The sequence below is a fragment of the Pantoea rwandensis genome (assembly GCF_002095475.1).
GTDB lineage: Bacteria > Pseudomonadota > Gammaproteobacteria > Enterobacterales > Enterobacteriaceae > Pantoea > Pantoea rwandensis.
Map to the genome: position 1 here is coordinate 75,384 of NZ_MLFR01000007.1, position 26,788 is coordinate 102,171.

23 protein-coding genes are annotated in these 26,788 nt (G+C 52.8%); 12 read left to right on the forward strand and 11 right to left on the reverse strand.

Annotation, left to right across the window (positions count from 1 at the left end; genetic code table 11):
- Positions 1 to 2 precede the first annotated feature (2 nt).
- The 6 genes from lptB to npr all read left to right on the forward strand — a co-directional run bounded on the left by lptB (position 3) and on the right by npr (position 4,340).
- A complete protein-coding gene (lptB, locus tag HA51_RS09630; protein WP_084934314.1) occupies positions 3 to 728 on the forward strand; it encodes an LPS export ABC transporter ATP-binding protein in 726 nt (241 codons plus the stop codon).
- A gap of 48 nt (positions 729 to 776) precedes the next feature.
- Positions 777 to 2,210: an RNA polymerase factor sigma-54 gene (rpoN, locus tag HA51_RS09635; RefSeq protein WP_084934315.1), complete on the forward strand. Its 1,434-nt coding sequence runs from the start codon at positions 777 to 779 to the stop codon at positions 2,208 to 2,210.
- 21 nt (positions 2,211 to 2,231) lie between these two features.
- A complete protein-coding gene (hpf, locus tag HA51_RS09640) occupies positions 2,232 to 2,519 on the forward strand; it encodes a ribosome hibernation promoting factor (RefSeq protein ID WP_084934316.1) in 288 nt (95 codons plus the stop codon).
- Positions 2,520 to 2,681: 162 nt separating this feature from the next.
- Positions 2,682 to 3,164: a PTS IIA-like nitrogen regulatory protein PtsN gene (ptsN, locus tag HA51_RS09645; RefSeq protein WP_176505766.1), complete on the forward strand. Its 483-nt coding sequence runs from the start codon at positions 2,682 to 2,684 to the stop codon at positions 3,162 to 3,164.
- A 52-nt stretch (positions 3,165 to 3,216) separates the two neighbouring features.
- Positions 3,217 to 4,071 carry an RNase adapter RapZ gene (gene rapZ, locus HA51_RS09650; protein ID WP_084934317.1) on the forward strand — a complete coding sequence of 285 codons (855 nt, stop codon included), beginning with the start codon at positions 3,217 to 3,219 and terminating at the stop codon, positions 4,069 to 4,071.
- Positions 4,068 to 4,340 carry a PTS phosphocarrier protein NPr gene (npr, locus tag HA51_RS09655; RefSeq protein WP_084934318.1) on the forward strand — a complete coding sequence of 91 codons (273 nt, stop codon included), beginning with the start codon at positions 4,068 to 4,070 and terminating at the stop codon, positions 4,338 to 4,340. The genes rapZ and npr overlap by 4 nt, the downstream gene beginning before the upstream one ends.
- Positions 4,341 to 4,347: 7 nt before the next feature.
- On the opposite strand, the gene mtgA is transcribed toward npr, so the two are convergent.
- Positions 4,348 to 5,070, reverse strand: coding sequence for a monofunctional biosynthetic peptidoglycan transglycosylase (gene mtgA, locus HA51_RS09660; protein WP_084934319.1), 723 nt, complete (start codon positions 5,068 to 5,070; stop codon positions 4,348 to 4,350).
- 896 nt (positions 5,071 to 5,966) lie between these two features.
- Positions 5,967 to 8,303, reverse strand: coding sequence for an aerobic respiration two-component sensor histidine kinase ArcB (gene arcB / locus HA51_RS09665; protein ID WP_084934320.1), 2,337 nt, complete (start codon positions 8,301 to 8,303; stop codon positions 5,967 to 5,969).
- Between the two features lie 886 nt (positions 8,304 to 9,189).
- On the opposite strand from arcB, the gene HA51_RS09670 reads away from it, so the two are divergent.
- Both HA51_RS09670 and HA51_RS09675 read left to right on the forward strand, forming a co-directional pair.
- Positions 9,190 to 14,721, forward strand: coding sequence for a glutamate synthase-related protein (locus HA51_RS09670; RefSeq protein ID WP_084934321.1), 5,532 nt, complete (start codon positions 9,190 to 9,192; stop codon positions 14,719 to 14,721).
- A gap of 66 nt (positions 14,722 to 14,787) precedes the next feature.
- Positions 14,788 to 16,542 carry a sulfite reductase subunit alpha gene (locus HA51_RS09675; protein ID WP_084934322.1) on the forward strand — a complete coding sequence of 585 codons (1,755 nt, stop codon included), beginning with the start codon at positions 14,788 to 14,790 and terminating at the stop codon, positions 16,540 to 16,542.
- Between the two features lie 65 nt (positions 16,543 to 16,607).
- Here HA51_RS09675 and sspB read toward each other — a convergent pair whose 3' ends face one another.
- From sspB to zapE, 5 genes are all read right to left on the reverse strand, one after another.
- Positions 16,608 to 17,090: a ClpXP protease specificity-enhancing factor gene (gene sspB, locus HA51_RS09680; protein ID WP_084934323.1), complete on the reverse strand. Its 483-nt coding sequence runs from the start codon at positions 17,088 to 17,090 to the stop codon at positions 16,608 to 16,610.
- A 3-nt stretch (positions 17,091 to 17,093) separates the two neighbouring features.
- A complete protein-coding gene (sspA, locus tag HA51_RS09685) occupies positions 17,094 to 17,735 on the reverse strand; it encodes a stringent starvation protein SspA (RefSeq protein ID WP_084934324.1) in 642 nt (213 codons plus the stop codon).
- 327 nt (positions 17,736 to 18,062) lie between these two features.
- On the reverse strand, positions 18,063 to 18,455 hold the full coding sequence (gene rpsI / locus HA51_RS09695; protein WP_034826648.1) for a 30S ribosomal protein S9: 393 nt from the start codon (positions 18,453 to 18,455) through the stop codon (positions 18,063 to 18,065).
- 15 nt (positions 18,456 to 18,470) lie between these two features.
- Positions 18,471 to 18,899, reverse strand: a complete 429-nt coding sequence (gene rplM, locus HA51_RS09700; RefSeq protein ID WP_084934326.1) for a 50S ribosomal protein L13 — start codon at positions 18,897 to 18,899, stop codon at positions 18,471 to 18,473.
- Positions 18,900 to 19,138: 239 nt separating this feature from the next.
- A complete protein-coding gene (zapE, locus tag HA51_RS09705; RefSeq protein ID WP_084934327.1) occupies positions 19,139 to 20,266 on the reverse strand; it encodes a cell division protein ZapE in 1,128 nt (375 codons plus the stop codon).
- 185 nt (positions 20,267 to 20,451) lie between these two features.
- On the opposite strand from zapE, the gene zapG reads away from it, so the two are divergent.
- The 3 genes from zapG (at position 20,452) to degS (ending at position 23,498) form a co-directional block, all read left to right on the forward strand.
- Positions 20,452 to 20,856, forward strand: a complete 405-nt coding sequence (zapG, locus tag HA51_RS09710) for a Z-ring associated protein ZapG (protein ID WP_039327442.1) — start codon at positions 20,452 to 20,454, stop codon at positions 20,854 to 20,856.
- Positions 20,857 to 20,958: 102 nt separating this feature from the next.
- Positions 20,959 to 22,329: a serine endoprotease DegQ gene (gene degQ / locus HA51_RS09715; protein WP_084934328.1), complete on the forward strand. Its 1,371-nt coding sequence runs from the start codon at positions 20,959 to 20,961 to the stop codon at positions 22,327 to 22,329.
- Positions 22,330 to 22,415: 86 nt separating this feature from the next.
- Entirely contained in the window at positions 22,416 to 23,498 is a 1,083-nt protein-coding gene (degS, locus tag HA51_RS09720) for an outer membrane-stress sensor serine endopeptidase DegS (protein ID WP_084934329.1), read from the forward strand.
- A gap of 69 nt (positions 23,499 to 23,567) precedes the next feature.
- On the opposite strand, the gene epmA is transcribed toward degS, so the two are convergent.
- From epmA to efp, 4 genes are all read right to left on the reverse strand, one after another.
- The gene (gene epmA, locus HA51_RS09725; protein WP_084934330.1) at positions 23,568 to 24,545 is read right to left on the reverse strand and encodes an elongation factor P--(R)-beta-lysine ligase; all 978 of its coding nucleotides are present in this window, start codon (positions 24,543 to 24,545) and stop codon (positions 23,568 to 23,570) included.
- 164 nt (positions 24,546 to 24,709) lie between these two features.
- Positions 24,710 to 24,844, reverse strand: a complete 135-nt coding sequence (locus tag HA51_RS09730; RefSeq protein ID WP_038649531.1) for an entericidin A/B family lipoprotein — start codon at positions 24,842 to 24,844, stop codon at positions 24,710 to 24,712.
- A gap of 104 nt (positions 24,845 to 24,948) precedes the next feature.
- Positions 24,949 to 25,083, reverse strand: a complete 135-nt coding sequence (locus HA51_RS09735; RefSeq protein WP_084934331.1) for an entericidin A/B family lipoprotein — start codon at positions 25,081 to 25,083, stop codon at positions 24,949 to 24,951.
- 52 nt (positions 25,084 to 25,135) lie between these two features.
- Positions 25,136 to 25,702, reverse strand: a complete 567-nt coding sequence (efp, locus tag HA51_RS09740; RefSeq protein ID WP_084934332.1) for an elongation factor P — start codon at positions 25,700 to 25,702, stop codon at positions 25,136 to 25,138.
- A gap of 43 nt (positions 25,703 to 25,745) precedes the next feature.
- Between efp and epmB the strand changes: the two genes are divergently transcribed.
- Positions 25,746 to 26,774 (forward strand): EF-P beta-lysylation protein EpmB, encoded by a 1,029-nt coding sequence (gene epmB / locus HA51_RS09745; protein WP_084934333.1) that lies wholly within the window; start codon positions 25,746 to 25,748, stop codon positions 26,772 to 26,774.
- Positions 26,775 to 26,788: the final 14 nt, after the last annotated feature.

Consider the following 26,788-nt stretch of genomic DNA (forward strand, 5'->3'; position numbering starts at 1 on the left):
CTATGGCTACACTAATCGCTGAAAACCTGGCGAAAGCCTACAAAGGCCGCCGCGTGGTAGAAGATGTTAGCCTGCAGGTAAAATCAGGCGAAATTGTCGGCCTGCTTGGTCCGAACGGTGCCGGCAAAACTACCACGTTTTACATGGTGGTCGGTATTGTGCCGCGTGATGCCGGGCGTATCGTGATTGATGATGAAGACATCAGCATTCTGCCGCTGCACGCGCGAGCTCGTCGCGGCATTGGTTATCTGCCGCAGGAAGCCTCGATCTTCCGACGTCTGAGCGTCTTTGACAATCTCATGGCAGTGCTGCAGATACGCGATGACTTAACGGAAGAACAACGTCAGGACCGCGCCAATGAACTGATGGAAGAGTTCCACATCGAACATCTTCGCGACAGCATGGGACAGGCACTCTCCGGTGGTGAACGCCGCCGTGTGGAAATTGCACGTGCGCTGGCTGCCAATCCAAAATTTATCCTGCTGGATGAGCCTTTTGCCGGCGTTGATCCGATATCCGTCATTGATATCAAGAAAATCATCGAACATCTGCGTGATAGCGGCCTCGGCGTGCTCATTACCGACCACAACGTGCGTGAAACCCTCGCCGTGTGCGAACGTGCTTATATCGTTAGCCAGGGCCATCTGATAGCGCATGGAACGCCTGACGAAATTCTTGCAGATGAGCAGGTTAAGCGTGTTTATTTGGGTGAAGAGTTCAGACTCTGATAAGGTGTCTGGATACCCGATAATTGCTCAGGACATTCTAGCCGGATTATGAAGCAAGGTTTGCAACTCAGGTTCAGCCAACAGCTGGCGATGACCCCACAGTTGCAGCAGGCCATTCGTCTGCTGCAACTCTCTACGCTTGAACTCCAGCAGGAACTGCAACTGGCGCTGGAAAGTAATCCGCTGCTTGAGCAAACCGATCTGCATGAAGAAATCGATTCACGTGAGCATCAGGAGAGCGATTCGTTAGATACGCGCGAGGCACTCGAACAGAAAGATATGCCTGAAGAGCTTCCACTCGACGCCACCTGGGATGAAATCTACACCGCTGGCACGCCTTCTGGCACCGGTACCGATTACCAGGATGATGAGCTGCCGGTTTATCAGGGCGAAACCACGCAGTCACTTCAGGACTATCTGATGTGGCAAGTTGAGCTCACGCCGTTTACGGATACCGACCGCGCTATCGCCACCTCGATTGTTGATGCCATCGACGATACCGGTTATCTCACGGTGTCGGTGCAAGACATTTGCGACAGTATTGGTGATGAAGAGCTAACGCTGGAAGAAGTTGAAGCGGTGTTAAAACGCGTGCAGCGTTTCGACCCAGTGGGTGTCGGCGCACGTGACCTGCGCGATTGCTTACTGGTACAGCTTTCTCAATATGCCGCGGATGCACCCATGCTGGCAGAAGCGCGCCTGATCGTCAGTGAACATCTTGATCTGCTGGCCAACCACGATTTCCGCAGTCTGATGCGCGTCACACGTTTGAAAGAAGATGTGCTGAAAGATGCGATGCTGCTGATTCAGTCACTGGATCCCCGCCCGGGCCAGTCGATTAACACCAGTGAACCTGAATATGTCATTCCTGATGTGCTCGTGCGTAAGAATGGCACTCGCTGGACGGTCGAACTCAACTCTGACAGCTTGCCTCGCCTGAAGATCAATCAGCATTATGCCGCGATGGGCGGATCGGCGCGTAACGACAGCGATAGCCAGTTCATTCGCAGCAACTTGCAGGAAGCCAAGTGGCTGATTAAAAGTCTCGAGAGCCGCAATGACACACTGCTTAAAGTGACACGCTGCATTGTTGAACAGCAGCAGGCGTTCTTTGAACAGGGTGAGGAGTATATGCGGCCCATGGTGCTGGCAGATATCGCGCAGGCTGTCGATATGCATGAATCCACTATATCCCGCGTGACCACCCAAAAATATCTACACAGCCCGCGCGGCATTTTTGAACTTAAGTATTTTTTCTCCAGCCACGTCAGCACCGAAGGGGGTGGCGAAGCTTCCTCCACGGCGATTCGTGCGCTGGTGAAAAAATTGATCTCTGCGGAAAACCCCGCAAAACCCTTGAGCGACAGCAAACTCACCACCATGTTATCCGATCAGGGCATTATGGTGGCGCGCCGTACCGTTGCTAAATATCGCGAGTCTTTGTCTATACCGCCATCGAATCAGCGCAAGCAGCTGATTTGACCGAATGAAGAAGGAAGACCTATGCAGCTAAACCTCACCGGACTTAATGTTGAGATAACCGAACCACTGCGTGAATTTGTAAAGAGCAAATTTGCCAAACTGGAACACTACTTTGATCGTATCAATCAGGTTTATATTGTTCTGAAAGTGGAAAAGGTCACGCAGATTGCGGACGCAACACTGCACGTCAACGGCGGGGAGCTGCACGCCACATCGGAAGCGGAAGACATGTACGCGGCCATCGACGGGTTAATCGACAAGCTTTCCCGTCAACTGACCAAACACAAAGACAAATTGAACAAACACTAACCTTCATGCTTGCAGAGTGCCAATCGGTTTGGCACTCAGAGCACAAATGGGGCGGGCTGACCGCCCCGTTTTGTCATCTGCGCAAGCGCCAACGGGGAACTCGCCATGGCAGTACAAATGGCGTTAACCTTGCGGCTATGTGAACTCGCAAGTGAAACGATGATGAACAACGATCTGACACTGGAATTGAGCTCGGTCCTCTCACTGGACTGTACCCGTAGCGGCGTGCACTGCCAGAGTAAAAAACGCGCGCTGGAAATTATCAGCGAGCTGGCAGCAAAGCAGCTCAATCTGCCGCACCAGACGCTTTTCGAAGCTATCCTGACCCGTGAGCGCATGGGCAGTACCGGCATTGGAAACGGCATTGCTATCCCTCATGGCAAGCTGGAGGAGGATACGCTGCGTGCTGTGGGCGTGTTTATCAGCCTCGATCAGCCTATCGCCTTTGATGCAGTGGATAACCAGCCGGTTGACCTGCTGTTTGCGCTACTGGTTCCTGCTGACCAGTGTAAAACCCATTTGCATACGCTGTCGCTGGTGGCTAAACGTTTGGCGGATAAAACCGTCTGTCGCCGTTTACGCGCAGCACAGAGTGATGAAGAGCTCTATGCCATTATCACAGAAGCTCAGGAAGAACACTCTTAAGCGACAGTCACTTTTATCGGTTAAATCGCCGATTTAAAACGGGAGAAATGTGATGGTGCTGATGATCGTTAGCGGTCGGTCAGGCTCAGGAAAGTCAGTCGCGCTGCGTGCCCTGGAAGATATGGGGTTTTACTGTGTCGATAACCTGCCGGTGGTGCTGCTACCGGAGTTGGCGAACACCTTAACCGAACGCAATATCTCGGCGGCTGTCAGCATTGATGTGCGCAACATGCCGGAGTCACCGGAAGTGTTTGAGACTGCATTGAACAATCTGCCCGATTCGTTCTCACCGCAGTTACTGTTCCTGGATGCCGATCGCAATACACTGATCCGCCGGTACAGTGACACACGCCGCCTGCACCCGCTCTCCAGTAAGAATTTGTCGCTGGAAAGTGCCATTGATGAAGAGAACGACCTGCTGGAGCCACTGCGCTCACGTGCCGATCTGATTATCGATACGTCCGAGATGTCGGTTCACGAACTGGCTGAGATGCTGCGCACGCGGCTATTGGGTAAACGCGAACGTGAATTGACCATGGTGTTTGAATCTTTTGGTTTCAAACATGGTATCCCCATTGATGCTGACTACGTTTTCGATGTTCGCTTCCTGCCTAACCCGCATTGGGACCCGAAGCTGCGTCCAATGACCGGTCTGGATAGACCTGTCGCCGCGTTCCTTGATCGCCATACTGAAGTGCATAACTTCATCTATCAAACGCGCAGCTATCTGGAATTGTGGCTGCCGATGTTGGAAACCAATAACCGTAGCTACCTGACCGTCGCGATAGGCTGTACTGGTGGTAAACATCGTTCTGTGTATATCGCAGAACAGCTGGCAGATTACTTTCGCTCGCGTGGCAAAAATGTGCAGTCTCGTCACCGGACTCTGGAAAAACGCAAATCATGACCGTGAAACAAACCGTTGAGATTCGTAATAAGCTGGGAATGCACGCCCGCCCGGCGATGAAGCTATTCGAATTAGTGCAGAGTTTTGATGCAGAAGTCCTGTTGCGTAATGAGGCGGGCACTGAAGCCGAAGCCAGCAGCGTAATAGCACTCCTGATGCTCGACTCAGCGAAAGGCGGTCATATTGAGATTGAAGCCAGCGGCCCGCAGGAAGTGCAGGCGCTGGCAGCCGTCATCGAACTGTTTGAAGCCGGTTTTGACGAAGATTAACATCGCGTCAGTGCAGCTTATAGCGCGCCAGAAAGCTCTCGCCTCCTAACTGCCGCATCTGCCGCATGATCCATTGCTGGCGCATACGGACATAGCCTGAAGGTGCATCCGCGCGGAAGCGGATCGGATTGGGTAAGACCGCCGCCAGCAACGCGGCTTCTGAAATGGACAGACGACTGGCCGGTTTGTGGAAGTAGCGCTGCGAGGCCTCCTCGACGCCAAACACGCCATTGCCGAACTCCGCGACATTGAGATACACCGTCAAAATACGCCGCTTAGTCCAGACAGTTTCAATCCCTACGGTCAGCCCCGCTTCTAAGCCCTTACGAACCCAACTACGGCCATCCCACAAAAACACATTCTTAGCCGTCTGCTGCGAAAGCGTTGACGCACCTCGCATACGTTCAGAGCCATCATTATCCAGAACCTGTTGGATCGCATCCACATCGAAGCCCCAATGCTCCGGGAATTTTTGATCTTCGGAGGCAATCACCGCCAACGCCATCCAGGGTGAGATGTCATCCATGGCGACCCAATCAGAATGGGCCACATAGTCAAAACGGCCGCTTAACCAAGCGCCAAGCTGACGCTCCACCATCACGGCTGAAAATGGTACCGGTATAAAAGCAAAAATAACAATGCCAGCCAACCAGATGCCGAGCCACGCCAGCAGAACTTTAGCCATTAGCACTTTAATGCGCTGCCCCAGTTTCCCTTTACTCTTACTCATGCAATGTTCTCTTACCTGTTCCCCGGATTAATCAATCACTCAGGTCATGAATTCATATATGTGCGATTCAAGCTAAAACTTTATCGCTCATCGCCCATCAGAGGATTAAAAATTCATTGCCTGCGCAATCATCGTTCCTCTATTAGAGCCAATCACATCAAGCACTTCCACTATTAAGGAATCGGTTCCATGGTGAAAAACCCAACATAACCCTTACACAAGGACACTTCACTCAACGTGATACATATCACATTTAAACTTTCATGTTATTTAACAATAAACTTTCACAGCATCTGAAGATGTTCATTAATAAGCGAGGCCATTCTAAAAAATATGGCTAAAATCGCATCACCTGTCCTAGGATCATCCACTTACATGGTAAAGGGTTTCACCACATTTTTGGTTTACATCATCGCGCTAAACCTTGATCTGGAACTTTCTACAGAGGGTTTCCAAAACGTTTTGGATAACCTGCACTCAACACCTTAATTACTCACTAATATCAGCACGTTAAGCTTACTTAACAGCGATTTTTTAGCGGAATCAGATTTTAACCCCTGGCCGCCGACGTTTCCGGCTTCAGCCTGAAGGAAATCCAGGCAAAAAGCAGAACAATTGGTCAAAAATAGTGCAATACGGCAAAGAAATTAATTCCTTACTTGACTGTGTCATCAAATTAATGTTTTCTGTATTTAAACGCTGCTCAACATCACACAATTTAATGAATCTTGTCACAAGCGTTGGCGAATTTGTTAAGGTGATTTTGAAGCGTTAACCAATACCAAACTGTTGCTGGTTCACTCGAACTCAAACGATAGCAGCAGTACCCATTTCCCTGGTGTTGGCGCAGTATTCGCGCACCCCAGTTTCGACTGGGGTCATTTTTTTCTAGCGTCCTACGATTTTTCCCGCTGAGCTACCCATTCGCGTAACACGTTAACTTCATGTTGCCACTCATGTTTTAATTCGTCGATCCACTCCTGCACATTGTCCCACCATGCGGGGAGTTCCGGTGACTGAATCTGTTTCGCCAGCTTCTGCAAATGTAGCAGACCCACAGAGCCCGCTGCGCCTTTGATCTTATGCCCTTCTTCCGCAATGCCTTTCTGATCGCGCGCCATCATGTTGGAATCAAGCACATCAAGATAGCCCGGCATCATCTGCTCAAACATCGTCAGGCTTTGTGTAATCAATCCTGGACCGACCAATTCAATATATTGCTCCAGCATCTCCACATCGAGCAGCGTGCGAGAGTGCTCTGATGAGCTGGGCAGGATGGACTCCGCGGTTTCGCTCTGGTAATCCCAGAATTTTTTGATTATCGCGGTCAGCGCCGGCACTGCCAGTGGTTTACTCAACACATCATCCATGCCTGCATCGAGATACTCTTTTTTATCTTTCAGCACATTGGCAGTCAGCGCCACCAGCGGCGGTAATGTGATACCCGCATGCTGTTGATGTATGGCTCGCGACACATCCAGCCCAGTCATATCCGGCAGTTGGATATCGAGCAGCACCAGGTCAAACTCTTGTGGGTCAAACATGGCCAGCGCCTCACTGCCAGTCATCGCCACTTCCACGCTGCATCCCAGTTTCTCCAGTACGGAACGAGCGACAATGACGTTCAGCTCGATATCTTCGACCAGCAGCACGTGCAGCGCGGGTAACGGCATGTTGTCATCAAGATTCTCATCTTCAACTTCGTCCGCCACACGGGGAGCTTTAATCTCCACGGCGAAACACGAGCCCTGCCCCGGCGCGCTGCTGACGCTGATATCGCCGCCCATCGCTTGCGCTAACCGGCGCGAAACCGCCAAACCAATCCCGGTACCCGTCGCCGGTTTTCCACCCTGCTGATCTTTCACCTGGTAATACATCGCGAAGATCTTATCCTGCTCATCCTTAGGGATACCCATACCCGAATCCTGCACTTCAAAGTGCAGCGTTTCGTCCTCGTGATAAGCAACTCGCACGATGATTTCACCCTGCTGGGTGAATTTCACTGCGTTGCCGATCAGGTTCCATAAAATCTGACGCAAACGAGTCCCATCCGCCGAAATCATATGCGGCAATGGCAGTTCCGGCGCCATCACGAACTTCAGCCCTTTCGGTTGTGCCAGCAGGCCTGACAAATTCTCGAGATCCGCCAGGAAACCGGTGAAATCGAGCGGTTGGTTATCGAGTTGCACTTTGCGACGCTCGATTTTGTCCACTTCAATCACATCATTGAAAATATTGCCCAACGTGATGGCGGAGACATGAATGGTTTTCAGGTATTTCAGCTGTTCTTGATTAAGATCGGTATCCAGCAGAATGCGGCTCAAGCCGACAATGCCATTTAGCGGCGTACGCAGCTCGTGGCTGATAGTTGAGATAAAGGTGGTTTTCTCACGGCTGGCGTTCTCTAGCGCGTCCTGATAGCGCTTACGCTCGGTAATATCGCGTCCAAAGCCCATCAGGCCACTGCGTTTGCCCACGCGGTCGTAATACGGCACTTTGCGGATTTCAAAACAGGCTTTACGCCCGTCGGGGTATTGCAGCCACTGTTCATAAGTCAGCGAGACGTTGTGACGGAACACCTTCTCATCAGTCTCCAGCACTTTAGTCGCGGCATCCTCATCGTAGATATCACGGGGTGTGAGACCAATCAGCTGCTTCTCACTCATGCCGGTCAACAATTCCATGGCGCGGTTACAGCCCGAGAACTGTTTATCGATATTGCGGTAGAAAACCAAATCCGGGGAGGCATCGAGGAAAGAACGCAGGAAGGAAGATTGTTGTTCCAGCTCGATCTGCGCCTGTTCGCGGCGTGCCATCTCTTCGCGCAGCTTATCCATCACCTGTTCGCGCGCCTGTTCCGCTTTTATACGGTCGTTAATCTCTTGATTAAGCTGAGCGATAGTTTCCTTCATCTGTTGGTTGAGCTCGAGGTCGCGGGTACGCATTTCCTCCAGCTTATCCACCAACTTCGACAGCCGCTGACGCGACTCTTCTAATTGATCCACGACCACGGAGAGAAAATAGACCGCCCAAGGGGTAATCAACAGACCGAAAAATATCGAACGTACGACGTCAATGCTTTCTACATGGCCGCGCAACACCATAGTGACCGCCATCTGCACGACCATCGCCAGCACCACCAGTGCCGAGGCCAGCAAAAGCGAAAAACGCACCAGCCCCAGTTTGACCATCAAATCAACGTAGTACTGCGCTAAAAGACGAATCTGCTTCATGTCGAACTCCCTGAACGAAATCTGCCCCATGATAGCGTAATTATCGCCGTACTGCGCCGCTTCACCACGTACAGTCGCGCGGATGTGCCTCATTATGGTGCATCACAAGACTATTTCGCCGACGTTCGCGTCTATATGCCTAAAGCGCTTGACTAATTCTGCCAACTGAATAATCTGGAGGGCCGTGCTTTTGCGGCCCTTTCATGACATCCCGTGCTATTCAGCATTCCGGCAGCCATTTAGCCTAATGGTTGCGTTTCGTTATTGCATATCCATTCAACTTTAGTGATGTTTTAATCACGCAAACCCTGATTAATTTTACTAATAACAGACCTATTTTGATTCAAATATGACGCCATAAGAAAAACAGATACATGCTGTGCATGAAACGGCGTCAACAGAATTTTATGCTGATAGAGTTGAGTTATTCAGCATTGTTTGGATATATGAGGCCCACCTCACAGTGAGACGGCTCACACTTCATAGGGGAATCAGAATCCTCAGATTGACAGTTATTTACGTAATAAATTGTTCATAATCATAGAGTTGAACTGCAAAAAAGCACATTACCCGCAATAAAGCTGGCTATTTGACCTGAGTTCGCTTTCCCGATAAGTTGGAATTCCGCTGGATGCTTTCCAGTCGGGACTGTGTCTCGGCATATCTATGCAGCAAGAAACTCCCTCTGGATGCAAGTTATCTCCCGTAAGAGACCGGAAGTAAGAGCAGCTTATCAAGGACGTGAAATTTATCTCTTGAGAGCCTTTGCTCGGTATTGCGACGTCCGCGTTTAGCGCGGCGAAAACGAATTTGATACAGCACGCAGCCTGTGCTCTGTGCTTGAAATAATGCAGGTAATGTCAAAAGCAGTTTAAGGAGACCCTCAATGTCCACTCAAAAACCTCATCCCTATGGTTTGTATGATCCCTCAGCAGGAAGTGATAGCTGTGGTGTTGGGTTTATTACCCGTAAGGACGGCGAGCAGACCCATGAGATCCTGCAGATGGCGCACAGCGCGTTATGCACAGTACCGCACCGTGGCGGCATGTCTGCTGAGGGCGTGGGCGATGGCGCAGGCGTCAACGTCGACCTTTCTTTAAACTTCTTCCGTAAAGTGACGGGCCAGCCACTGGAAGCCGGCCGCTTTGGCGTGGGTAACTTCTTTGTGCCAAAAGATGCTGAGCTGCGCGCGAACGCAGAGCGTCTGGTGGAGGAAACTCTGGCGGCACATAACTTCCCTGTGTTGATGAAACGCGATATGCCGTTGGACGGCAGCGTGACACGTCCAGCCGCCCTGCAATTCCAACTGCCGATTGTGCAGTGGATCTTCGCCGCACCGCAGGAAGTCACTGAGCAGCTTGAGTTCGAGCGCCACATTTATCGTGCGCTGCTGGATATCGAAGCGCGTGCCTTTACAGAAAGCGAATTCGGCGGTCTTTATCCGCTGTCGCTCTCTTCCCGTACTCAGGTATTCAAAGCACGACTGAACTCCAATGAAGTTATCCCTTACTTCAAAGATTTGACCGATGTGGATCATCAGGTGCGCGGGCTGTTCTTCCATACCCGCTTCTCAACCAACACCGATCCACACACCACCATGGCGCAGCCGTTCCGCCTGATGGCGCACAACGGTGAATTGAACACCGACCGTAAAAACCGCATTGCAGAAGCTGCGCTGATGCTGGCGCGCGGCAAGAAAATCGTGCGTCCAAAAGGACAATCTGACAGCTCGCGTCTTGACCAGAGCATCCATAGCCGCTTAATGGAAGATAACCTCGACCTGATCAATGCCGTGGTTTCCATGATGCCGCCAGCGTGGGAAAACGACACCTCGCTGTCGAATGAAGTGCGCGCCATGCTGGAGTACTTCTCTCTTTATGAAGAGAAGAACGATGGCCCAGCAGCGTTAATCTTTGGCAACGGCGAAGTGATCGGTGCGCGTCTTGACCGCCTGGGTCTGCGTCCGCTGCGTTCCGTAGAAACCGCCGAATATATCGGTGCGATGTCCGAAGCAGGACAGATTGCTTTCCCACCGGAAAGCGTATTGCGTCGTGGTCGTATCGAAGCGGGCGGCATGCTCTACTACGATCACACAGAAAAACGCTCTTACACCACGGTGGAAGCGCTGGAAAAACTGGCAGCAGAGAAAGATTACCTTTCACTGCTGAGCTCGGCCCGTGTTGACCTGCAAGATCTGCCAGAAATTCAGGCAGAGCAACTGGGTTCACCGCTGCGCTATCGTGGCGACCTCAAAACCTATCAGCGTTTTGTGGCGTACTACTATAACCAGGAAAGCTTCAAATTTATGATGGACCCGATGCTGCAAACCGGCGCTGAGAAGATCTCGGCAATGGGTTACGGCAACGCCATCAATGGCCTGTCTGACCACGAAGGCGGCATGGCGCACTACTTCTCACAACGTTTTGCTCAGGTCACCAACCCGCCACTGGATTCCATCCGTGAAGCGGACGGCATGACGCTGCGCGTGGCGCTGGGTGCGAAGCCGCATCTCGGCCGCAGCAAAGGCCAGCAGGTCATCGTGCCGACGCCGATCCTGACGCACCTTGATATGCTGCGTCTGCGCGAGCAAACCGTAGCGCCTTATGCACGTTTCGAGATGCTGTATGTGCCAGTGGTGGGTAAGGACATCGTCAGCCGTGCGGCCAACGCCAAAGCGCTGGAAAACGCCATTGATGATTTGGCTCAGCAGGTCGTGGATTTTGCGCGCCAGCAAGGCGGTATTGCGGTCATCACTGACCGCCACATCTCTTCTACTCACGCTGCCATCCCGATGCTGCTGATGGTTTCAGCGATTAACCAACGTCTGGTGCAGGAAGGTCTGCGTCTGGATGTCTCTTTAGTCGTCGAAAGTGGCCAGAGCATCTCTTCACACCACATTGCTGCCACTCTGGGCTTCGGCGCGTCCGCGGTTTACCCACTGGGCGTGCAGATGCGTGCAGAAGAGAAATTTGGCGAAGGTGAAGAAGGCAACAAAGCCTTTAAGCGCTATGCCAAAGCGGCAGAAAAAGCCTTAATGAAAACCATGGGTAAAGTGGGTCTCTGTACTGTAGAGAGCTATAGCTGTGGTGAGTTCTTCGAACCTAACTTCCTTGATACCGAAGATCCGGTACTGAAGAAGTATTTCCCGAATATCAAAACACCAGTGGGCGGCGCGGGCTTCCCGGCTATCGCTCAGATGGCGGCAGACTGGCATCAGAGCTCGCTGAAAATTCAGGGCGAGGCTGAAGTGCCATTGCTAGGTCTGTTCAAAGAGCGTGCGGAAGGTGCCGGTCACTCTTACGGAACCATTGCCGTACGTACCTTTATCGACATGACCGAGCAGCCGATTCGCTTCGCTGATAAAGCGCGCGAAGAGGACAACTTTATTCGTTTGATGACGCTGGCCAAACTGGATAATGCTTTCAATATCAAAGCGGAAGCTTTTAAAGATAGCAGCTTCGAACGCATCCCGAACGAGGTGATTGATACGCTGGCGATCACGCCGGATTACCGTCAGTTCTCCAGTCTGATGCATGCGGAGCGTAAACGTCGTCCAGCGGCACTGCGCGACATCCTCGCTCTGCCGTGCGATTTGACCCACGTTGATAGCGAAGCTGAATTCGGCCGCAAACTGGGCCGCTACTCGCTGGTCAATAACGGCTTCGCCACCCGCGGTCTGAAGTGTGAAGCCGTGAACGGCAGCCTGAACCAGTTTGAACTGCGCCTGATTGATTCTATCGCAGGCCTGAAGCCAGAGAATGAGCGTCTGGAAGCTTTGGCGCGCGCATTGAAAACCCGTTTCAGCGACGATATCGAAAGCAGCAATGTGGCGGAAGGGGTACTGCATCTCACCGCTTACGGTAAAGCGGCAGACTACCTGTCACTGATCTTTACCGCCCTGCCTTCGCTGCCGCTGGACGAGATTCAACCGGCACACGAAATCACCCGTACCTTCGCTTCGGGTGCGATGAGTCACGGCGCCTTGGTTGCCCCAGCACACGAAGCCGTGGCGCACGGCACCAACATGGTTGGCGGCATGAGTAACTGTGGTGAAGGTGGCGAGCACTATTCCCGTCATGGCACCATCCGTGCCTCACGCATCAAGCAGCTGGCATCCGGTCGTTTCGGCGTCTGGGCGGCTTATCTGGCCGACCCGATGCTGGAAGAGCTGGAAATCAAAATCGGTCAGGGCGCGAAGCCAGGTGAAGGCGGACAATTGCCGGCACCGAAAGTGACCGTTGAGATCGCCGCAGCGCGTGGCGGTACGCCAGGCGTTGAACTGGTATCTCCACCGCCGCACCACGACACTTACTCCATCGAGGATTTGGCGCAGCTAATCCACGACTGTAAAGCCGCACGCGTGCGCGTCATCGTGAAACTGGTGTCTTCTGAAGGCATCGGCACCATCGCAGTTGGCGTAGCAAAAGCCGGTGCAGACGTCATCAACGTGGCAGGTAACACCGGTGGTACCGGTGCAGCTTCCGTCACCAGCTTGAAATACACCGGTCGCGTTGCAGAGATTGGCATCGCTGAAGTACACCAGGCACTGTGTGCCAACGGTCTGCGTGACAAAGTTCAGCTGCGTTGCTCTGGCGCGCAGCAAACCGGTAGCGACGTGATCAAATCCGCCCTGCTCGGTGGCGATAGCTTCGAGTTCGGCACCACCGCGCTGATGATGCTGAAATGCGTGATGGCGAAAAACTGTAACGTTAAATGCCCGGCCGGTTTAACTACCAACGCCGAAGCCTTTGATGGCGATCCGCGTCAGCTGGCGCAGTACTTCGTTAACGTGGCACAAGAAGTGCGTGAATTCCTGGCGCGTCTCGGCCTGCGTTCACTGCGCGAAGCACGTGGCCGTTCTGACCTGCTGCATTTGATGGATCACCCACTGGAAGTCGGCAAGCTGGATCTGCGTGCGATGTTGACCGTAGTACCAGAGCAAAAGATCGCTAAGCCTGTCTATCTGGAGAAAGATTTCGAACTGGATAACGGCTGGGTTGATGAGCTGAAAACGCAGTTGATCAACCAGGCGAGTCGCGATATCGCCCTCGGCGCAGGCATTACCCTGAACAACCGTAACAAGAGCGTGGGCGGCCAATTAGCCATCGACATCGAGCGTATGCTCAACCACGAACTCTCTGCTGAACAACGTGCTGCATTGCCGGCGGTATTTAAAGACGATCGCGGTCGCCATTACCTGGCACCACGCACCGTGAATATCCATACCAGCGGTTCTGCCGGCCAGTCATTCGGTGCCTTCTGTAACGATGGTATGCAGATGAAGCACTACGGCACCTGTAACGACGGTGTGGGCAAAGGTCAATGCGGTGGCGAACTGGTGGTCATGTCACCGGGCGGCGGCGCACAAGACAGCGACGGCAACGTACTGATCGGTAACTTCGCGCTGTTTGGTGCGACCGGTGGCCGTTTGTTTGTACAGGGCCAGGCGGGCGACCGTTTCGCGGTTCGTAACTCCGGCGCAACGGCTGTTGTGGAAGGTGTCGGCGATTTCTGCTGCGAATACATGACTAACGGTGCGATTCTCAACCTCGGTACCTTCGGTAAAGGTTTCGGCAATGGCATGAGCGGTGGTTTCGCTTACCAGTATGACCCGTACGGCGCACTGGCAGGACACGCAGCGGGTGATTCCGTGCTGTTCGGTTCTATCGCCGATGAAGATGAATTGGCGCAGGTTCACAAGCAAGCGGTGTTGAGCATGCTGAACTGGCATCTGGAAGCCACCAACTCGCCGCGTGCAGCCTGGCTGCTGGAGAATTGGGAAACCGAATGCCACCACTTTGTCTACGTGATGCCGCGTTCGCTGCTGCTGTATCAAGACGGCGGCGAGATTCTGAAAGCGAAATCACGCAAGGATTTGCTGGAAGAACTGTCAACATCACTGGCTGCGCATCAGGTTGCCAAATTCAAAGCAGCATGGCGCACCGGCAAAACCATCGCCAATGGTGCAGTACCGGCTTACGGTGCGACAGATACGCTAGAGATGTTCGTTCTGCTGAACAACTACACCGTACTGAGCTTTGCGCAGCAGCTTGCGCTCGGCAAACTGCCAAAAGGCACTGCCGTTGAAGACCCTGCGGTTGAGAAAGCGGTACGCAATTTGCTGATGACGGAAGACTTCGCGCTGGTGAGCAAGCTGCAACGTCATGCCCGCTCAGCGATTGAAAGCTACAGCGATGACGAATTGGCCAGCCTGATCGCGGCAAAACGTATGTCCGATTACAAAGCGGCACTGACGCAACGCAACATTCGCTCGATGGACAGCCTGGCAACCTATGGCTGGATCATTTATCAGGATGCCCGTAACCGCGAGGTGCTCGGCCATCTACCTGATTTCGAAGAGCTGTTTGCGCGTGCTGCATTGCCAGAAATCGCCGCTGCTGTCGGGAAACTTTCCTGATAGCAGCACCAATGAATGTGTGTATATTGACTGAACATCACGAAACGGGTTTGAGTACAGATATCCATGAAGATTCCTTACATTCCTGAAGATGCGCCCTTTAACGGCGAACAGAAATACTGGCTGGCGGGTTTTCTCGCCGGTCTCCACTCGCGCCTGCTGGTATTAGAAGATAAGCAGACGGCACCTGCAGCCGGTGGCAGCACCAATACCCAGCTGCACATTCTGTTCGGTTCACAAACCGGCAACGCAGAAGCGCTGGCACAAACGGCCGCTAAAGCCGCACGTGCCAAAGGTCTGGTGCCAGTGGTTCAGGCATTGGGCGAAGTGGACCTGGACGTGTTCGCGACCATGCGTCATGTGCTGATTGTCACCTCCACCTATGGTGAAGGCGAAATGCCGGACAACGCCCAGCTGTTCTGGCAGGCACTCTCTGCCAGCACCGCACCACGCCTGGAGCAGATGCACTTTGCCATCCTGGCGATTGGCGATACCGGTTACGACGGCTTCTGCCAGGCGGGTAAATTCTTCGATATGCGTCTGGAACAGCTGGGCGCTAAGCGCGTCTTTGACCGTATCGATTGCGACATCGACTTTGAAGAACCTTCCAGTGTCTGGATTGGCGATGCGATGCCACAGTTTGCCGCCAGTGCCGGCAGCAGCGGTACCGTATTAGAGAGCGCGCCAGAAGCCCCTGTCATCCCTGGTAGCAACAAGCAAAACCCTTACGCGGCGGCGTTGGCAACCAATAAACGTCTGTCAGGCGAATCCTCGGCGAAAGATATCCGTCACTTCGAATTCGATTTGACCGACAGCGGCCTAAAGTATGAAGCCGGTGATGCGCTGGGTGTTATCCCAGTGAACGATGCTGAGCTGGTCAGCCTGCTGCTGAGCGAGCTGAAAGCGGACTATGAAACCCCGGTGCCAAGTTTTGATCGTAACCTCGGCGATCTGCTGACCTATCAGTTCGAGATCTCCGAGCCATCGCGCAAGCTGATTGAGTGGGTTGGCCAGCACACTGCCAACCAGGAACTGCTGCACGTGTTGCAACACGACGATAAAGACACCCTGGCTAACTGGCTGTGGGGCAAAGACACACTGGATCTGCTACAGCTTGAGCTGAAGCGCAATCTGTCTGTGCCTGAGTTTGTGGCGATGCTGCGCCCGCTGCAACATCGTGCGTACTCCATCTCCTCCAGCTCCAAAACGCATCCAAATCAGGTGCACCTGACGATTGCTTCCGTGCGCTACCACAGCGGTGGCCGTGAGCGTAAAGGCGTGTGCTCGACCTATCTGGCGGAACGCGTACGACGTGGCGAGAAGCCCGCGATCTTTATTTCTCCGAACAAAGCGTTCCGCGTGCCGGCTAACGGCAATGCTCCGCTAATCATGGTTGGTCCAGGAACCGGTATTGCACCGTTTCGTGCTTTCCTGCAGGAACGTCAGTCAACGGGCGCTGAAGGTAAAAACTGGCTGTTCTTTGGCGATCAGCATCAGGAACATGATTACATCTACGAAGATGAGCTGTCTGGCTGGCAGCAAAGCGGCCTGCTGACGCAGCTTGACCTGGCATTCTCACGTGACCAGGAAGAGAAGATTTATGTGCAGAACCGTATGCTGGAGAAAGGCGCTGAGCTGTATGCATGGCTTCAGGAAGGTGCTTACTTCTACGTCTGTGGTGATGCCTCTCGCATGGCGAAGGATGTCGACTCTGCGCTGTATGAAGTAGTCCGTCAGTTCGGTGGCCTCTCCAGTGAACGTGCAGCAGCTTACATCGACCAGTTGAAGAAAGATAAGCGCTACCTGCGTGACGTCTACTAAGATGCATCCATAAAAAAACGGGCCAATTGGCCCGTTTTTATTACATGCGATTTATTTCACATGCTTTATTTCACCACTCGCAGTGAGGGACGTCCACCACGCGGTGGCGGTTCATCATCTGGCGAGTGATCGTTATCAGCCGCATTGTCCGGACGATCGCCATCAATCACAGACATCATCGTCTCTTCCTGGCCTTCCTGCTCGTCCGTTGCCAACTCGTAAGCCGGTTCCGGTTCGAACATGGTACCTGCGCCGTTTTCACGTGCGTAGATAGCGAGAACCGCAGCCATTGGCACAGAAACCTGGCGTGGCACGCCACCGAAGCGCGCATTAAAACGCACTTCATCGTTGGAGAGGTCAAGATTACCGACAGCGCGTGGCGCAATGTTCAGAACGATCTGTCCATCACGCGCATACTCCAGCGGCACTTGCACACCAGGCAGATTGATGTCGACCACCAGATGCGGCGTTAACTGGTTGTCGAGCAACCAGTCATAAAACGCACGCAGCAGATACGGACGACGAGCCGTTAGTTGCGACATTTCCATACATTAGCCCCGGGCTTGCAGGCGCATTTCACGTTCCGCTTCCGTTAATGAAGCCAGGAAAGAGTCACGTTCAAATACGCGCGTCATATAGCCTTTCAGCTCTTTAGAACCGGCACCAACCAGTTCAACACCCATTTGCGGCAGACGCCACAGCAGCGGTGCCAGGTAGCAATCGACCAGGCTGAACTCTTCGCTCATGAAGAACGGTGTGCGAGCGAACAGTGGAGCAATTGCCAACAGCTCTTCACGCAGTTGCTTGCGTGCAGCGTCTGCTTCAGCATTGTTACCGGTTTCGATAGCACGCATCAGCGTATACCAATCCTGCTCGATGCGATGCATCATCAGGCGGCTTTCACCACGCGCAACCGGATAAACTGGCATCAGCGGTGGGTGTGGAAAACGCTCGTCCAGGTATTCCATGATGATGCGTGATTCATACAGCGTCAGTTCACGGTCAACCAGCGTTGGCACAGTACGATACGGGTTGAGGTCAATCAGATCCTGCGGCAGGTTATCCGTTTCAACCTGCTCGATCTCCACGCTGACGCCCTTTTCAGCCAGTACGATACGTACTTGATGGCTAAAAATGTCAGTCGGACCAGAAAACAGCGTCATTACCGAACGTTTGTTGGCAGCGACAGCCATGAAAACCTCCAAGTTTGTTCACAAAAAGATACTGCGAATAGCCAACCACGCGGCGACTCACCTGCTCATTAGATTCGCACACAGCCAGCGTTCATCACATTATCCGGCCATCCTGACAGGAAAACGCGTATAACAATCCGGCTTGCGGGCGCAAAGTGTCAGTGAGTTTACCAGATTTTAAGCAGCTTGTGGGGCGGGGATACTCTTTTGCGGACAAAATGCGGGTAAAGTTCGCGTTTTTAGCGTTAGAAATCGTGAATACAGAAAAGAAAAAACCCGCCGAAGCGGGTTTTTTGAGCCAAATGTTTCTGCCAAAGGCAGCAACAATTAACGCTTAGAGAACTGCGGACGACGACGTGCTTTACGCAGGCCGACTTTCTTACGTTCAACTTCACGTGCGTCACGGGTAACGAAGCCCGCTTTACGCAGTTCAGGACGCAGAGACTCGTCGTATTCCATCAGAGCGCGTGTGATACCGTGACGGATCGCACCAGCCTGACCAGAAATACCACCACCTTTAACAGTGATGTACAGGTCAAATTTACCAACCATATCAACCAGTTCCAGAGGCTGACGCACGACCATGCGTGCAGTCTCGCGACCGAAGTATTGCTCCAGTGAGCGCTGGTTAATTACGATGTTACCGCTACCCGGCTTGATGAAGACGCGAGCGGCAGAGCTTTTGCGGCGACCAGTGCCGTAGTTTTGAGTTTCAGCCATTGCCTATAATCCCGATTAAATGTCAAGAACTTGCGGTTGCTGCGCCGCGTGAGTGTGCTCGTTGCCTGCGTAAACTTTCAGTTTACGGTACATAGCACGACCCAGTGGGCCTTTCGGCAGCATGCCTTTAACCGCGATTTCAATCACACGCTCAGGACGGCGCTCGATCATCTCTGCAAAGGTCGCTTGCTTGATACCACCGACGAAACCAGTGTGATGATAATAGATCTTGTCTGTACGCTTGTTGCCGGTTACAGCAACTTTTTCTGCGTTCAGAACGATGATGTAATCACCAGTATCAACGTGCGGAGTGTATTCCGCTTTGTGCTTACCACGCAGACGGCGCGCCAGTTCAGTCGCCAGGCGACCCAAGGTTTTGCCAGTTGCGTCAACAACATACCAGTCACGCTGTACGGTTTCTGGTTTAGCTGTAAAAGTTTTCATTGAAAAGCTTACCCAAATAAAAAGTTACACGTTGGTGAAATCCCAAACGCTAAGTAAACGATTGAGGCTCACACGACCATTTTGCCCAGCAAGCCACCCCTTCAAGTGAGTTACCGGATCACATCGAGTTCTTGGGAAAGAAAACCGATGCTGTAACGTGGGGTCGCAAGATTATAGAGAAGTCGAACTCAAAGATCGAACCTTTTTGCATCGAAATCCTGCGTTTTTTGCCCACGTCATCAGGGCAGATGCGGCAGACGCAAATACTCTTCGCTCTGCATCTCCTGCAAACGCGACAAGCAGCGCTGATACTCAAACTTCAGGCGCGTGCCCTGATAAATTTCAAACAGTGAGGTTTCAGCCGCCACCACCAGTTTAACGTGGCGTTCGTAGAACTCATCCACCAATGCCAGGAAGCGGCGTGCCTGATCTTCGGTCTTATAGATCATCACCGGCACATCGTACAGCAACACGCTGTGGAAGCGGCGCGATAATTCAATATAGTCATGCTGGCTACGGCCTGTTCCGCACAGCGTGAGGAAATCAATCGCCAGCACACCTTCATTCACACCCAGCGTGGGCATCTCACGATGGTTAATGTCCAACACTGGGGCATCTTCACGTGGCTTACCCGAGAGCGCGCGGAACATACGCTCCATTTCGGCATGCGTGGCCTCGTTGAGGGGAAAATTCCACAGATGCGCAGAGGTCAGAGTACGGAGGCGATAATCAATACCCGCATCCACGTTCATCACATCACAATGGCGTTTAATCTGCTCAATGGCCGGCAAGAACCGCGGACGCTGCAAGCCGTTACGGTATAAGTCATCCGGCGGGATGTTGGACGTCGCCACCAGTGAGATACCTCGTGCGAACAGCGCCTCCATTAACGTGCCTAGCAGCATCGCGTCAGTGATATCGGAAACAAAGAATTCATCGAAACAAAGAATATCGGTTTCCGCTTTAAAGCGATCGGCCACAATCAGCAACGGATCGCTGTGCCCCTGCAGCTGCGTCAACTCTTCATGGACGCGCAGCATAAAACGGTGGAAATGCAGGCGCATTTTGCGGTCGCCAGGAATAGACTGAAAAAACAAATCCATCACCCAGGTTTTACCGCGCCCGACACCGCCCCACATGTAAAGGCCGCGCACCGGCGTCTCACTGCTGCTTTTCTCTTTGGTCATCAGCTTCGATAAACGGCCAAATAGCCCTTTTGCGGCAGGCTCTGACACTGGCTTACGCGCAATCAATCCTTGCTGGATATCATCTAAGCGGGTAATGGCTTCGCGTTGTACGTCATCCGGGCGAAACTCGCCCTGTGATAGCGCCTGCTCATAGCGGGCAAGCGGAGATGAGGTTTGCATGGTTCTCTCAGAATCCCTGAAAAAAGTCCGATTCACGGGTCGGTTGGCGAAAATTAGGCCGCACTACAGTAAGCGATGCAGCCTGAGAGTTCCACTTCCATTAGATTATTGGGTATAGTGGCTGCTATTGAAGTGGAAACAGAAGCAATGCCCTACGAAGCAACGGAAATTACACGGGAGTCATTATGACCTGGGAATACGGGCTGATTGGATTAGTCATTGGCATTATTGTCGGCGCGGTAGTGATGCGTTTTGGCAACAAGAAACTGCGTGAGCAGCGTAGCATGCAGTATGAACTGGAAAAATCGAAGGCTGAGCTGGCAGATTATCGCGAAGAGCTGACCAACCACTTTGCTCGCAGTGCAGAACTGCTGGACAACATGGCGCATGATTACCGCCAGCTGTATCAGCATATGGCGAAAGGATCGAATGACCTGCTGCCAAATCTGCCAGGCGAGAAAAATCCGTTTGCTTATCAACTGACGGAAGCCGAAGCGGATAACGATCAGGCACCGGTGCAAATCCCGCGTGATTACTCGGACGGTGCATCTGGTCTGCTGCGCGGTAGCGATCGCACGCCGCGTAAATAATCCTTTTGGGGCACAGCTGAGCTGTGCCCTTTTTGTTTTCGAACCGTTACTCCAAACGACTGTCACACTTTTTATCCCCCTTTCGCAGCGAGAGCGTTGGCAATGAAAAAACAAGCAAGACTGTTAAGCGCATTAGCCTTGAGCATTGGAATGAGTTTGGCCGCCGCGCCAGGCGCACTGGCTACGTTGCCCGCACAGGTTCAGGGACAAGCGCTGCCGAGTCTGGCACCGATGCTGGAAAAAGTGCTGCCCGCAGTGGTCAGCGTGCATGTAGAGGGCACCGACAGCGGTCAGCAAGCGCAGGATATTCCTGAGCCACTGAAACGCTTCTTCGGCCAGGCACCGGGACAATCCCAACCGCAGCCGTTTGAAGGTTTGGGCTCAGGCGTGATCATTGATGCCGCCAAAGGCTATGTACTCACTAATAATCATGTGGTGAATGGCGCTGACAAAATTAGCGTTCAGCTCAGTGATGGCAATGAATATGATGCCAAACTGATTGGTCACGATGAGCAAACCGATATCGCCCTGATTCAGGTAGAAGGGGCAAAAAACCTGACGCAGATAAAAATCGCCGATTCTGACTCACTCAAAGTCGGTGATTTTGCCGTTGCAATCGGCAACCCATTTGGTCTGGGCCAAACCGCAACGTCGGGGATTATTTCGGCACTCGGCCGGAGCGGCTTAAATCTGGAAGGTCTGGAAAACTTTATTCAAACCGATGCAGCCATTAACCGCGGAAACTCCGGTGGTGCGTTAGTGAACCTGAACGGTGAGCTGATTGGCATTAACACCGCGATTCTGGCGTCTAGCGGTGGCAACATCGGTATCGGCTTTGCGATTCCTAGCAACATGGCCATCAATCTCGCACAGCAGCTGATTCAGTCTGGTGAAGTGAAACGCGGGCAGCTTGGCATCAAAGGCACGGAAATGACGGCCGACATTGCAAAAGCGTTCAATGTCGACGCGCAGCGCGGGGCCTTTGTTTCTGAAGTACTGCCTAACTCGGCAGCGCAGAAAGCGGGCATTAAAGCGGGTGATATCATCACCTCAATTAACGACAAAGCGATCACCAGCTTTGCTGAGCTGCGCGTGAAAGTCGGCACCACACCGCCGGGTCAGCAGGTTAAAATTGGTCTGCTGCGTGAAGGTAAACCGGTTACCGTCACCGTGACGCTGGAACAGAGCGCGCAGACCACTGCGAGTGCTCAGTTGATGTCACCGGCGTTGCAAGGTGCAACGCTGAGCGATGGCGCGGCTAAGAGCGGCGATAAAGGCGTGAAAGTCGATGCCATCGAAAAAGGCACCCCGGCTGAGCAAGCTGGCTTGCAGAAAGATGATGTGATTGTCGGTGTGAACCGCGATCGCGTAACCTCGCTGGCTGAAATGCGCAAAGCGTTGGAAAGTAAGCCGCCGGTGCTGGCACTGAATGTTATGCGAGGCGACGAGAGCATTTACCTGCTTATGCGATAATCCTCGCAACTGGCGGACAAGCAGGTGTTTGTCCGCCTTTCTCATGTTATTCTGCCCTGCGATCCCACCTTTCCTGAAATAACACCATGTTTCTTAAACTTTTGCGTTCTGTGGTGATGGGCTTGATCGTAGCGGGCTTGCTGCTTGTTGCGATCCCTGCGCTGCGTATGGGCAGTAACGTCACCTTTGATCATGATGACAGCGATAATGAGTCACCCGTGAGTTTCAATCAGGGGGTGCGTCGTGCTGTGCCTGCAGTCGTTAACGTTTATAACCGCAGCGCCCATGGCAACAACAATCGCGGCATCACCACGCTGGGCTCTGGCGTGATCATGAACGTGAAAGGCTACATCCTCACCAATAAGCATGTTATCAACAACGCCGATCAGATTATCGTCGCGTTGCAGGATGGTCGTTTCTTCGAAGCCACTTTAGTGGGTTCAGATGCCATGACAGATCTTGCCGTGCTAAAAATCAGTGCCACCAACCTGCCCGTGATCCCTATCAACGCTAAACGCATCGCCCACATTGGTGATGTCGTGATGGCGATTGGCAACCCTTACAATCTGGGGCAAACCGTTACGCAGGGCATTATCAGCGCCACCGGACGTGTTGGCCTAAGTTCTTCGGGCAGGCAGAACTTCCTGCAAACCGATGCCTCCATCAATCAGGGCAACTCGGGTGGCGCATTGATTAACTCGCTCGGTGAACTCATGGGCATCAACACCCTGACGTTTGATAAAAGCAATGATGGCGAAACGCCAGAAGGGATTGGCTTTGCGATTCCGACCGCGCTGGCAACCAAAATCATGGATAAATTGATTCGTGATGGCCGGGTCATTCGTGGCTATATTGGCATTACCGGGCGTGAGTTGCCGCCACTGCATGGTCAGGGCAGTAATCTTGATCGCGTGCAGGGCATTATTGTTAGTGAGGTTGCATCTGGCGGCCCAGCTGACAAAGCGGGTATTCAGGCAAATGATGTACTGTTGCAGGTGAATGGTAAACCTGCGCTGTCGGCACAAGAAACTATGGACCAAGTGGCAGAAATACGCCCAGGTTCTGTGATTCAGGTACAGGTATTACGTAACGAACAGAAGATGATGTTGCCTGTCACTATCCAGGAATTCCCTGAAGCCCAAGCGGCAGCGCCGACGACATCACAGTAGTCGATTAACGGATAGCGGCGCGATTCACGTCATAAATCGCGCCGCTATCGACTGTTTCGACCGGAGCAATCAGCTGCGATCCACCGGGAAGGCAATCACTTCACTCAATGCATCCGCTTTCAACGCCAGCATAATCAAACGATCAACCCCCAGCGCCACACCTGAACAGGCCGGCATGCCGTGTGACAGCGCATCCAGCAAATAGGTGTCAATCGGGTGCTGTGGCAAGCCACGAGCCGCACGGCGGCGATTATCCTGTTCAAAACGCTGGCGCTGTTCACGGCTATCAGTTAGCTCACGGAACCCATTCGCCAGCTCGACACCTTTGTAATACACCTCAAAGCGCTCAGCAACGCGATGGTCCTCGGTGCTGATCTCCGCCAGCGCCGCCTGGCTTGCTGGGAAGTGATAAACGAAGCACGGCTTATCGTTACCAATCTTCGGTTCTACACCCAGCATAAACAGCAGCTGCAGCAGCGTATCACGGTCTTCTTCACGATTAGCCAGTTCGCTTTCACCCAGTTTGGCGGCAGCCTCACGCAGCTGCGCTTTATCCGCTGACAAAGGGTCCAACTCCAGGTGACGAATAAACGCCTGCTGATACGACAATGACTCTGCACTATCGCACTCCAGCACCTGTTGCATCAGGTCATCGACCTCATTCATCAGACGATACATGTCGTAATGTGGGCGGTACCACTCCAGCATGGTGAATTCAGGGTTATGGTGACGCCCTGCTTCTTCATTGCGGAAGCAACGACTCATTTGGTAGATCGGGCCACTGCCCGCCGCCAACAGGCGCTTCATATGGTATTCCGGGCTGGTCATTAACCATAGATCGCGTCCTTCTGAGGCACCAGGACCAACGAAGCGCGTCTGGAATGGCACCAGATGGATATCCGTGATGGTCGCCTGGCTCATCGCCGGGGTATCGACCTCAAGCACGCCGCGATCGGCAAAGAAACGACGAATTTCCGCTAGAATAGCGGCGCGTTTCAACAAATTGGCAATGGGTGCGCTCGGCTGCCAGCTTGCCGTTTCGCTCATGTTGGTGACTCCGTATACAGATAAGGGGAAGAAGTCTACCCGTATTGGCTACGGCAAACAACGGCGCAACGGGATCGAGGGCGGTGTTGGTGATTTTTCAAATAGAGGTGCGGGGATCACAACAATAAATCCGGTACGAAACCAGGTTTCGCACCGGTTTTTGATCACTGTGCGCTGCGCTGAATCGCTTTGCCGCCCGCCTGAACGTCCTCGCCAACACCACGGGTGGTGTTGCAGGCGGTCAAAACAGAAGAAAGCACCAGTACAGAAAGAATCGCGACAATACTTTTCTTTAACATAGCCATATCCTTGTTGGTTGCAGTAAAAGTACAGCCTTTCAAGCATAGACCTTCTACACAACCCTGCTGGCTAAGCCGCTGAGAAAAGGCGATGTCGTCGCAATTTATTTGTCAGCTGCGCGTGAAATGGCACCGCCCAAATGGGAGACGTCTTCACCAAAGCCGTGAAAGGTGTTGCAGGCACTTAAAGCAGAAGAGACCAGCAACGCAAAAACAGCCAATTTCGCTATCTTTTTCATTATTCTGAACTCAGATAAAAAGGCGCATCGATTGATGCGCCTGATTTGGCAATTATTTTACGCGAGAAACGTATTCGCCAGAGCGGGTGTCAACTTTAACCACTTCGCCAATCTGCACGAACAGTGGCACTTTGATCACTGCGCCAGTAGACAGGGTCGCTGGCTTGCCGCCGGTACCAGCAGTATCACCTTTAAGGCCTGGGTCAGTTTCGGTGACTTCAGCTTCGATAAAGTTCGGTGGCTGAACCGCGATGGCTTTGTCGTTCCACAGGGTAACGATACAGTCCGCGTTATCCTGCAGCCATTTCTGCACTTCGTCCAGCACTTTAGATTCGATCTGATACTGTTCGAAAGACTCTGGGTGCATGAAGTAGAAGAAGTCGCCGTCGTTATAAGAGTACTGCAGCGTCATATCACGAACGTCTGCGCCTTCGGCAGAGTCAGTTGATTTGAAAGTTTTTTCAACGCGAGAACCGGTCAGCAGGCGACGCATTTTAACACGCGCAAATGCCTGGCCTTTACCTGGTTTAACGAACTCACTGGATTCGATGGCATAAGGTTCGCCTTCGAACATGATTTTAAGACCGGGACGGAAATCGTTGCTAGAATAAGTCGCCATGAAGGCCCTCTACGAAAATTGATACTGGTACTAAGCCAAAAAAATGGCAAACATTGTAACCCTAAAAACCCCCATCAGAGAAGATTGGTTGCAGCAACTTGCTGATGTTGTCACCGAACCTGATGAATTACTGCGAATTTTAGCCCTTGAACAGCACGCTGAACTGGCTCAAGGAGCGGATGCACGGCGTCTTTTTGCCCTACGCGTGCCACGTTCTTTCATCGCGCGCATGGTAAAAGGTGATGCATCGGACCCACTTTTGCTGCAAGTGCTCACCAGCCGCCAGGAATTCACCGATGCACCGGGCTACAGCACCGATCCGCTCGATGAACAGAGCAGCGTGGTGCCGGGCCTGCTGCATAAGTATAAAAACCGTGCGCTGCTGTTGGTGAAAGGCGGCTGCGCCGTCAACTGCCGTTACTGCTTCCGTCGCCATTTTCCTTATCAGGATAACCCAGGCAACAAACGCAGCTGGCAAGTCGCGATTGATTACATCGCAGAGCACCCGGAACTGGATGAGATCATCCTCTCCGGTGGCGATCCGCTGATGGCTAAAGATCATGAGTTAGCGTGGCTGGTTAGTGCACTGGAAAAAATCCCACACCTGAAACGCCTGCGTATTCACAGCCGTTTGCCGGTGGTGATCCCGGCACGTATCACTGAAGGCTTATGCCAGATTCTGGCGGAGACGCGCCTGCAAGTGCTGATGGTGAGCCATATTAACCATGCCCAGGAGATCGACGATGAGCTGTGTTACGGCATGCAGATGCTCAAGCGTGCAGGCGTGACCTTACTCAATCAGAGCGTGCTGCTGCGGGGTATCAATGATGATGCTCAAGCGCTGGCCAACCTCAGCAATGCGCTTTTCGACGCGGGTATTCTGCCCTATTACCTGCATGTGCTGGATAAAGTGCAAGGTGCTGCGCATTTCTTTGTTCCCGACGAGGAAGCGCGGGCGCTGGTTCGCCAATTGTTGACCATGGTTTCAGGCTATATGGTGCCGAAATTGGCGCGCGAGATTGGCGGAGAGCCAAGCAAAACGCCGCTGGACTTGCAGCTGCGTCAGGAATAACCACCGCGCGAGAA

What these genes read in the sequence shown, in the direction of transcription:
- lptB (WP_084934314.1), top strand. Translation starts at nt 3, where the DNA reads ATGGCTACACTAATCGCTGAAAACCTGGCGAAAGCCTACAAAGGCCGC.
- rpoN (WP_084934315.1), top strand. Translation starts at nt 777, where the DNA reads ATGAAGCAAGGTTTGCAACTCAGGTTCAGCCAACAGCTGGCGATGACC.
- hpf (WP_084934316.1), top strand. Translation starts at nt 2,232, where the DNA reads ATGCAGCTAAACCTCACCGGACTTAATGTTGAGATAACCGAACCACTG.
- ptsN (WP_176505766.1), top strand. Translation starts at nt 2,682, where the DNA reads ATGAACAACGATCTGACACTGGAATTGAGCTCGGTCCTCTCACTGGAC.
- rapZ (WP_084934317.1), top strand. Translation starts at nt 3,217, where the DNA reads ATGGTGCTGATGATCGTTAGCGGTCGGTCAGGCTCAGGAAAGTCAGTC.
- npr (WP_084934318.1), top strand. Translation starts at nt 4,068, where the DNA reads ATGACCGTGAAACAAACCGTTGAGATTCGTAATAAGCTGGGAATGCAC.
- mtgA (WP_084934319.1), bottom strand. Translation starts at nt 5,070, where the DNA reads ATGAGTAAGAGTAAAGGGAAACTGGGGCAGCGCATTAAAGTGCTAATG.
- arcB (WP_084934320.1), bottom strand. Translation starts at nt 8,303, where the DNA reads ATGAAGCAGATTCGTCTTTTAGCGCAGTACTACGTTGATTTGATGGTC.
- HA51_RS09670 (WP_084934321.1), top strand. Translation starts at nt 9,190, where the DNA reads ATGTCCACTCAAAAACCTCATCCCTATGGTTTGTATGATCCCTCAGCA.
- HA51_RS09675 (WP_084934322.1), top strand. Translation starts at nt 14,788, where the DNA reads ATGAAGATTCCTTACATTCCTGAAGATGCGCCCTTTAACGGCGAACAG.
- sspB (WP_084934323.1), bottom strand. Translation starts at nt 17,090, where the DNA reads ATGGAAATGTCGCAACTAACGGCTCGTCGTCCGTATCTGCTGCGTGCG.
- sspA (WP_084934324.1), bottom strand. Translation starts at nt 17,735, where the DNA reads ATGGCTGTCGCTGCCAACAAACGTTCGGTAATGACGCTGTTTTCTGGT.
- rpsI (WP_034826648.1), bottom strand. Translation starts at nt 18,455, where the DNA reads ATGGCTGAAACTCAAAACTACGGCACTGGTCGCCGCAAAAGCTCTGCC.
- rplM (WP_084934326.1), bottom strand. Translation starts at nt 18,899, where the DNA reads ATGAAAACTTTTACAGCTAAACCAGAAACCGTACAGCGTGACTGGTAT.
- zapE (WP_084934327.1), bottom strand. Translation starts at nt 20,266, where the DNA reads ATGCAAACCTCATCTCCGCTTGCCCGCTATGAGCAGGCGCTATCACAG.
- zapG (WP_039327442.1), top strand. Translation starts at nt 20,452, where the DNA reads ATGACCTGGGAATACGGGCTGATTGGATTAGTCATTGGCATTATTGTC.
- degQ (WP_084934328.1), top strand. Translation starts at nt 20,959, where the DNA reads ATGAAAAAACAAGCAAGACTGTTAAGCGCATTAGCCTTGAGCATTGGA.
- degS (WP_084934329.1), top strand. Translation starts at nt 22,416, where the DNA reads ATGTTTCTTAAACTTTTGCGTTCTGTGGTGATGGGCTTGATCGTAGCG.
- epmA (WP_084934330.1), bottom strand. Translation starts at nt 24,545, where the DNA reads ATGAGCGAAACGGCAAGCTGGCAGCCGAGCGCACCCATTGCCAATTTG.
- HA51_RS09730 (WP_038649531.1), bottom strand. Translation starts at nt 24,844, where the DNA reads ATGTTAAAGAAAAGTATTGTCGCGATTCTTTCTGTACTGGTGCTTTCT.
- HA51_RS09735 (WP_084934331.1), bottom strand. Translation starts at nt 25,083, where the DNA reads ATGAAAAAGATAGCGAAATTGGCTGTTTTTGCGTTGCTGGTCTCTTCT.
- efp (WP_084934332.1), bottom strand. Translation starts at nt 25,702, where the DNA reads ATGGCGACTTATTCTAGCAACGATTTCCGTCCCGGTCTTAAAATCATG.
- epmB (WP_084934333.1), top strand. Translation starts at nt 25,746, where the DNA reads ATGGCAAACATTGTAACCCTAAAAACCCCCATCAGAGAAGATTGGTTG.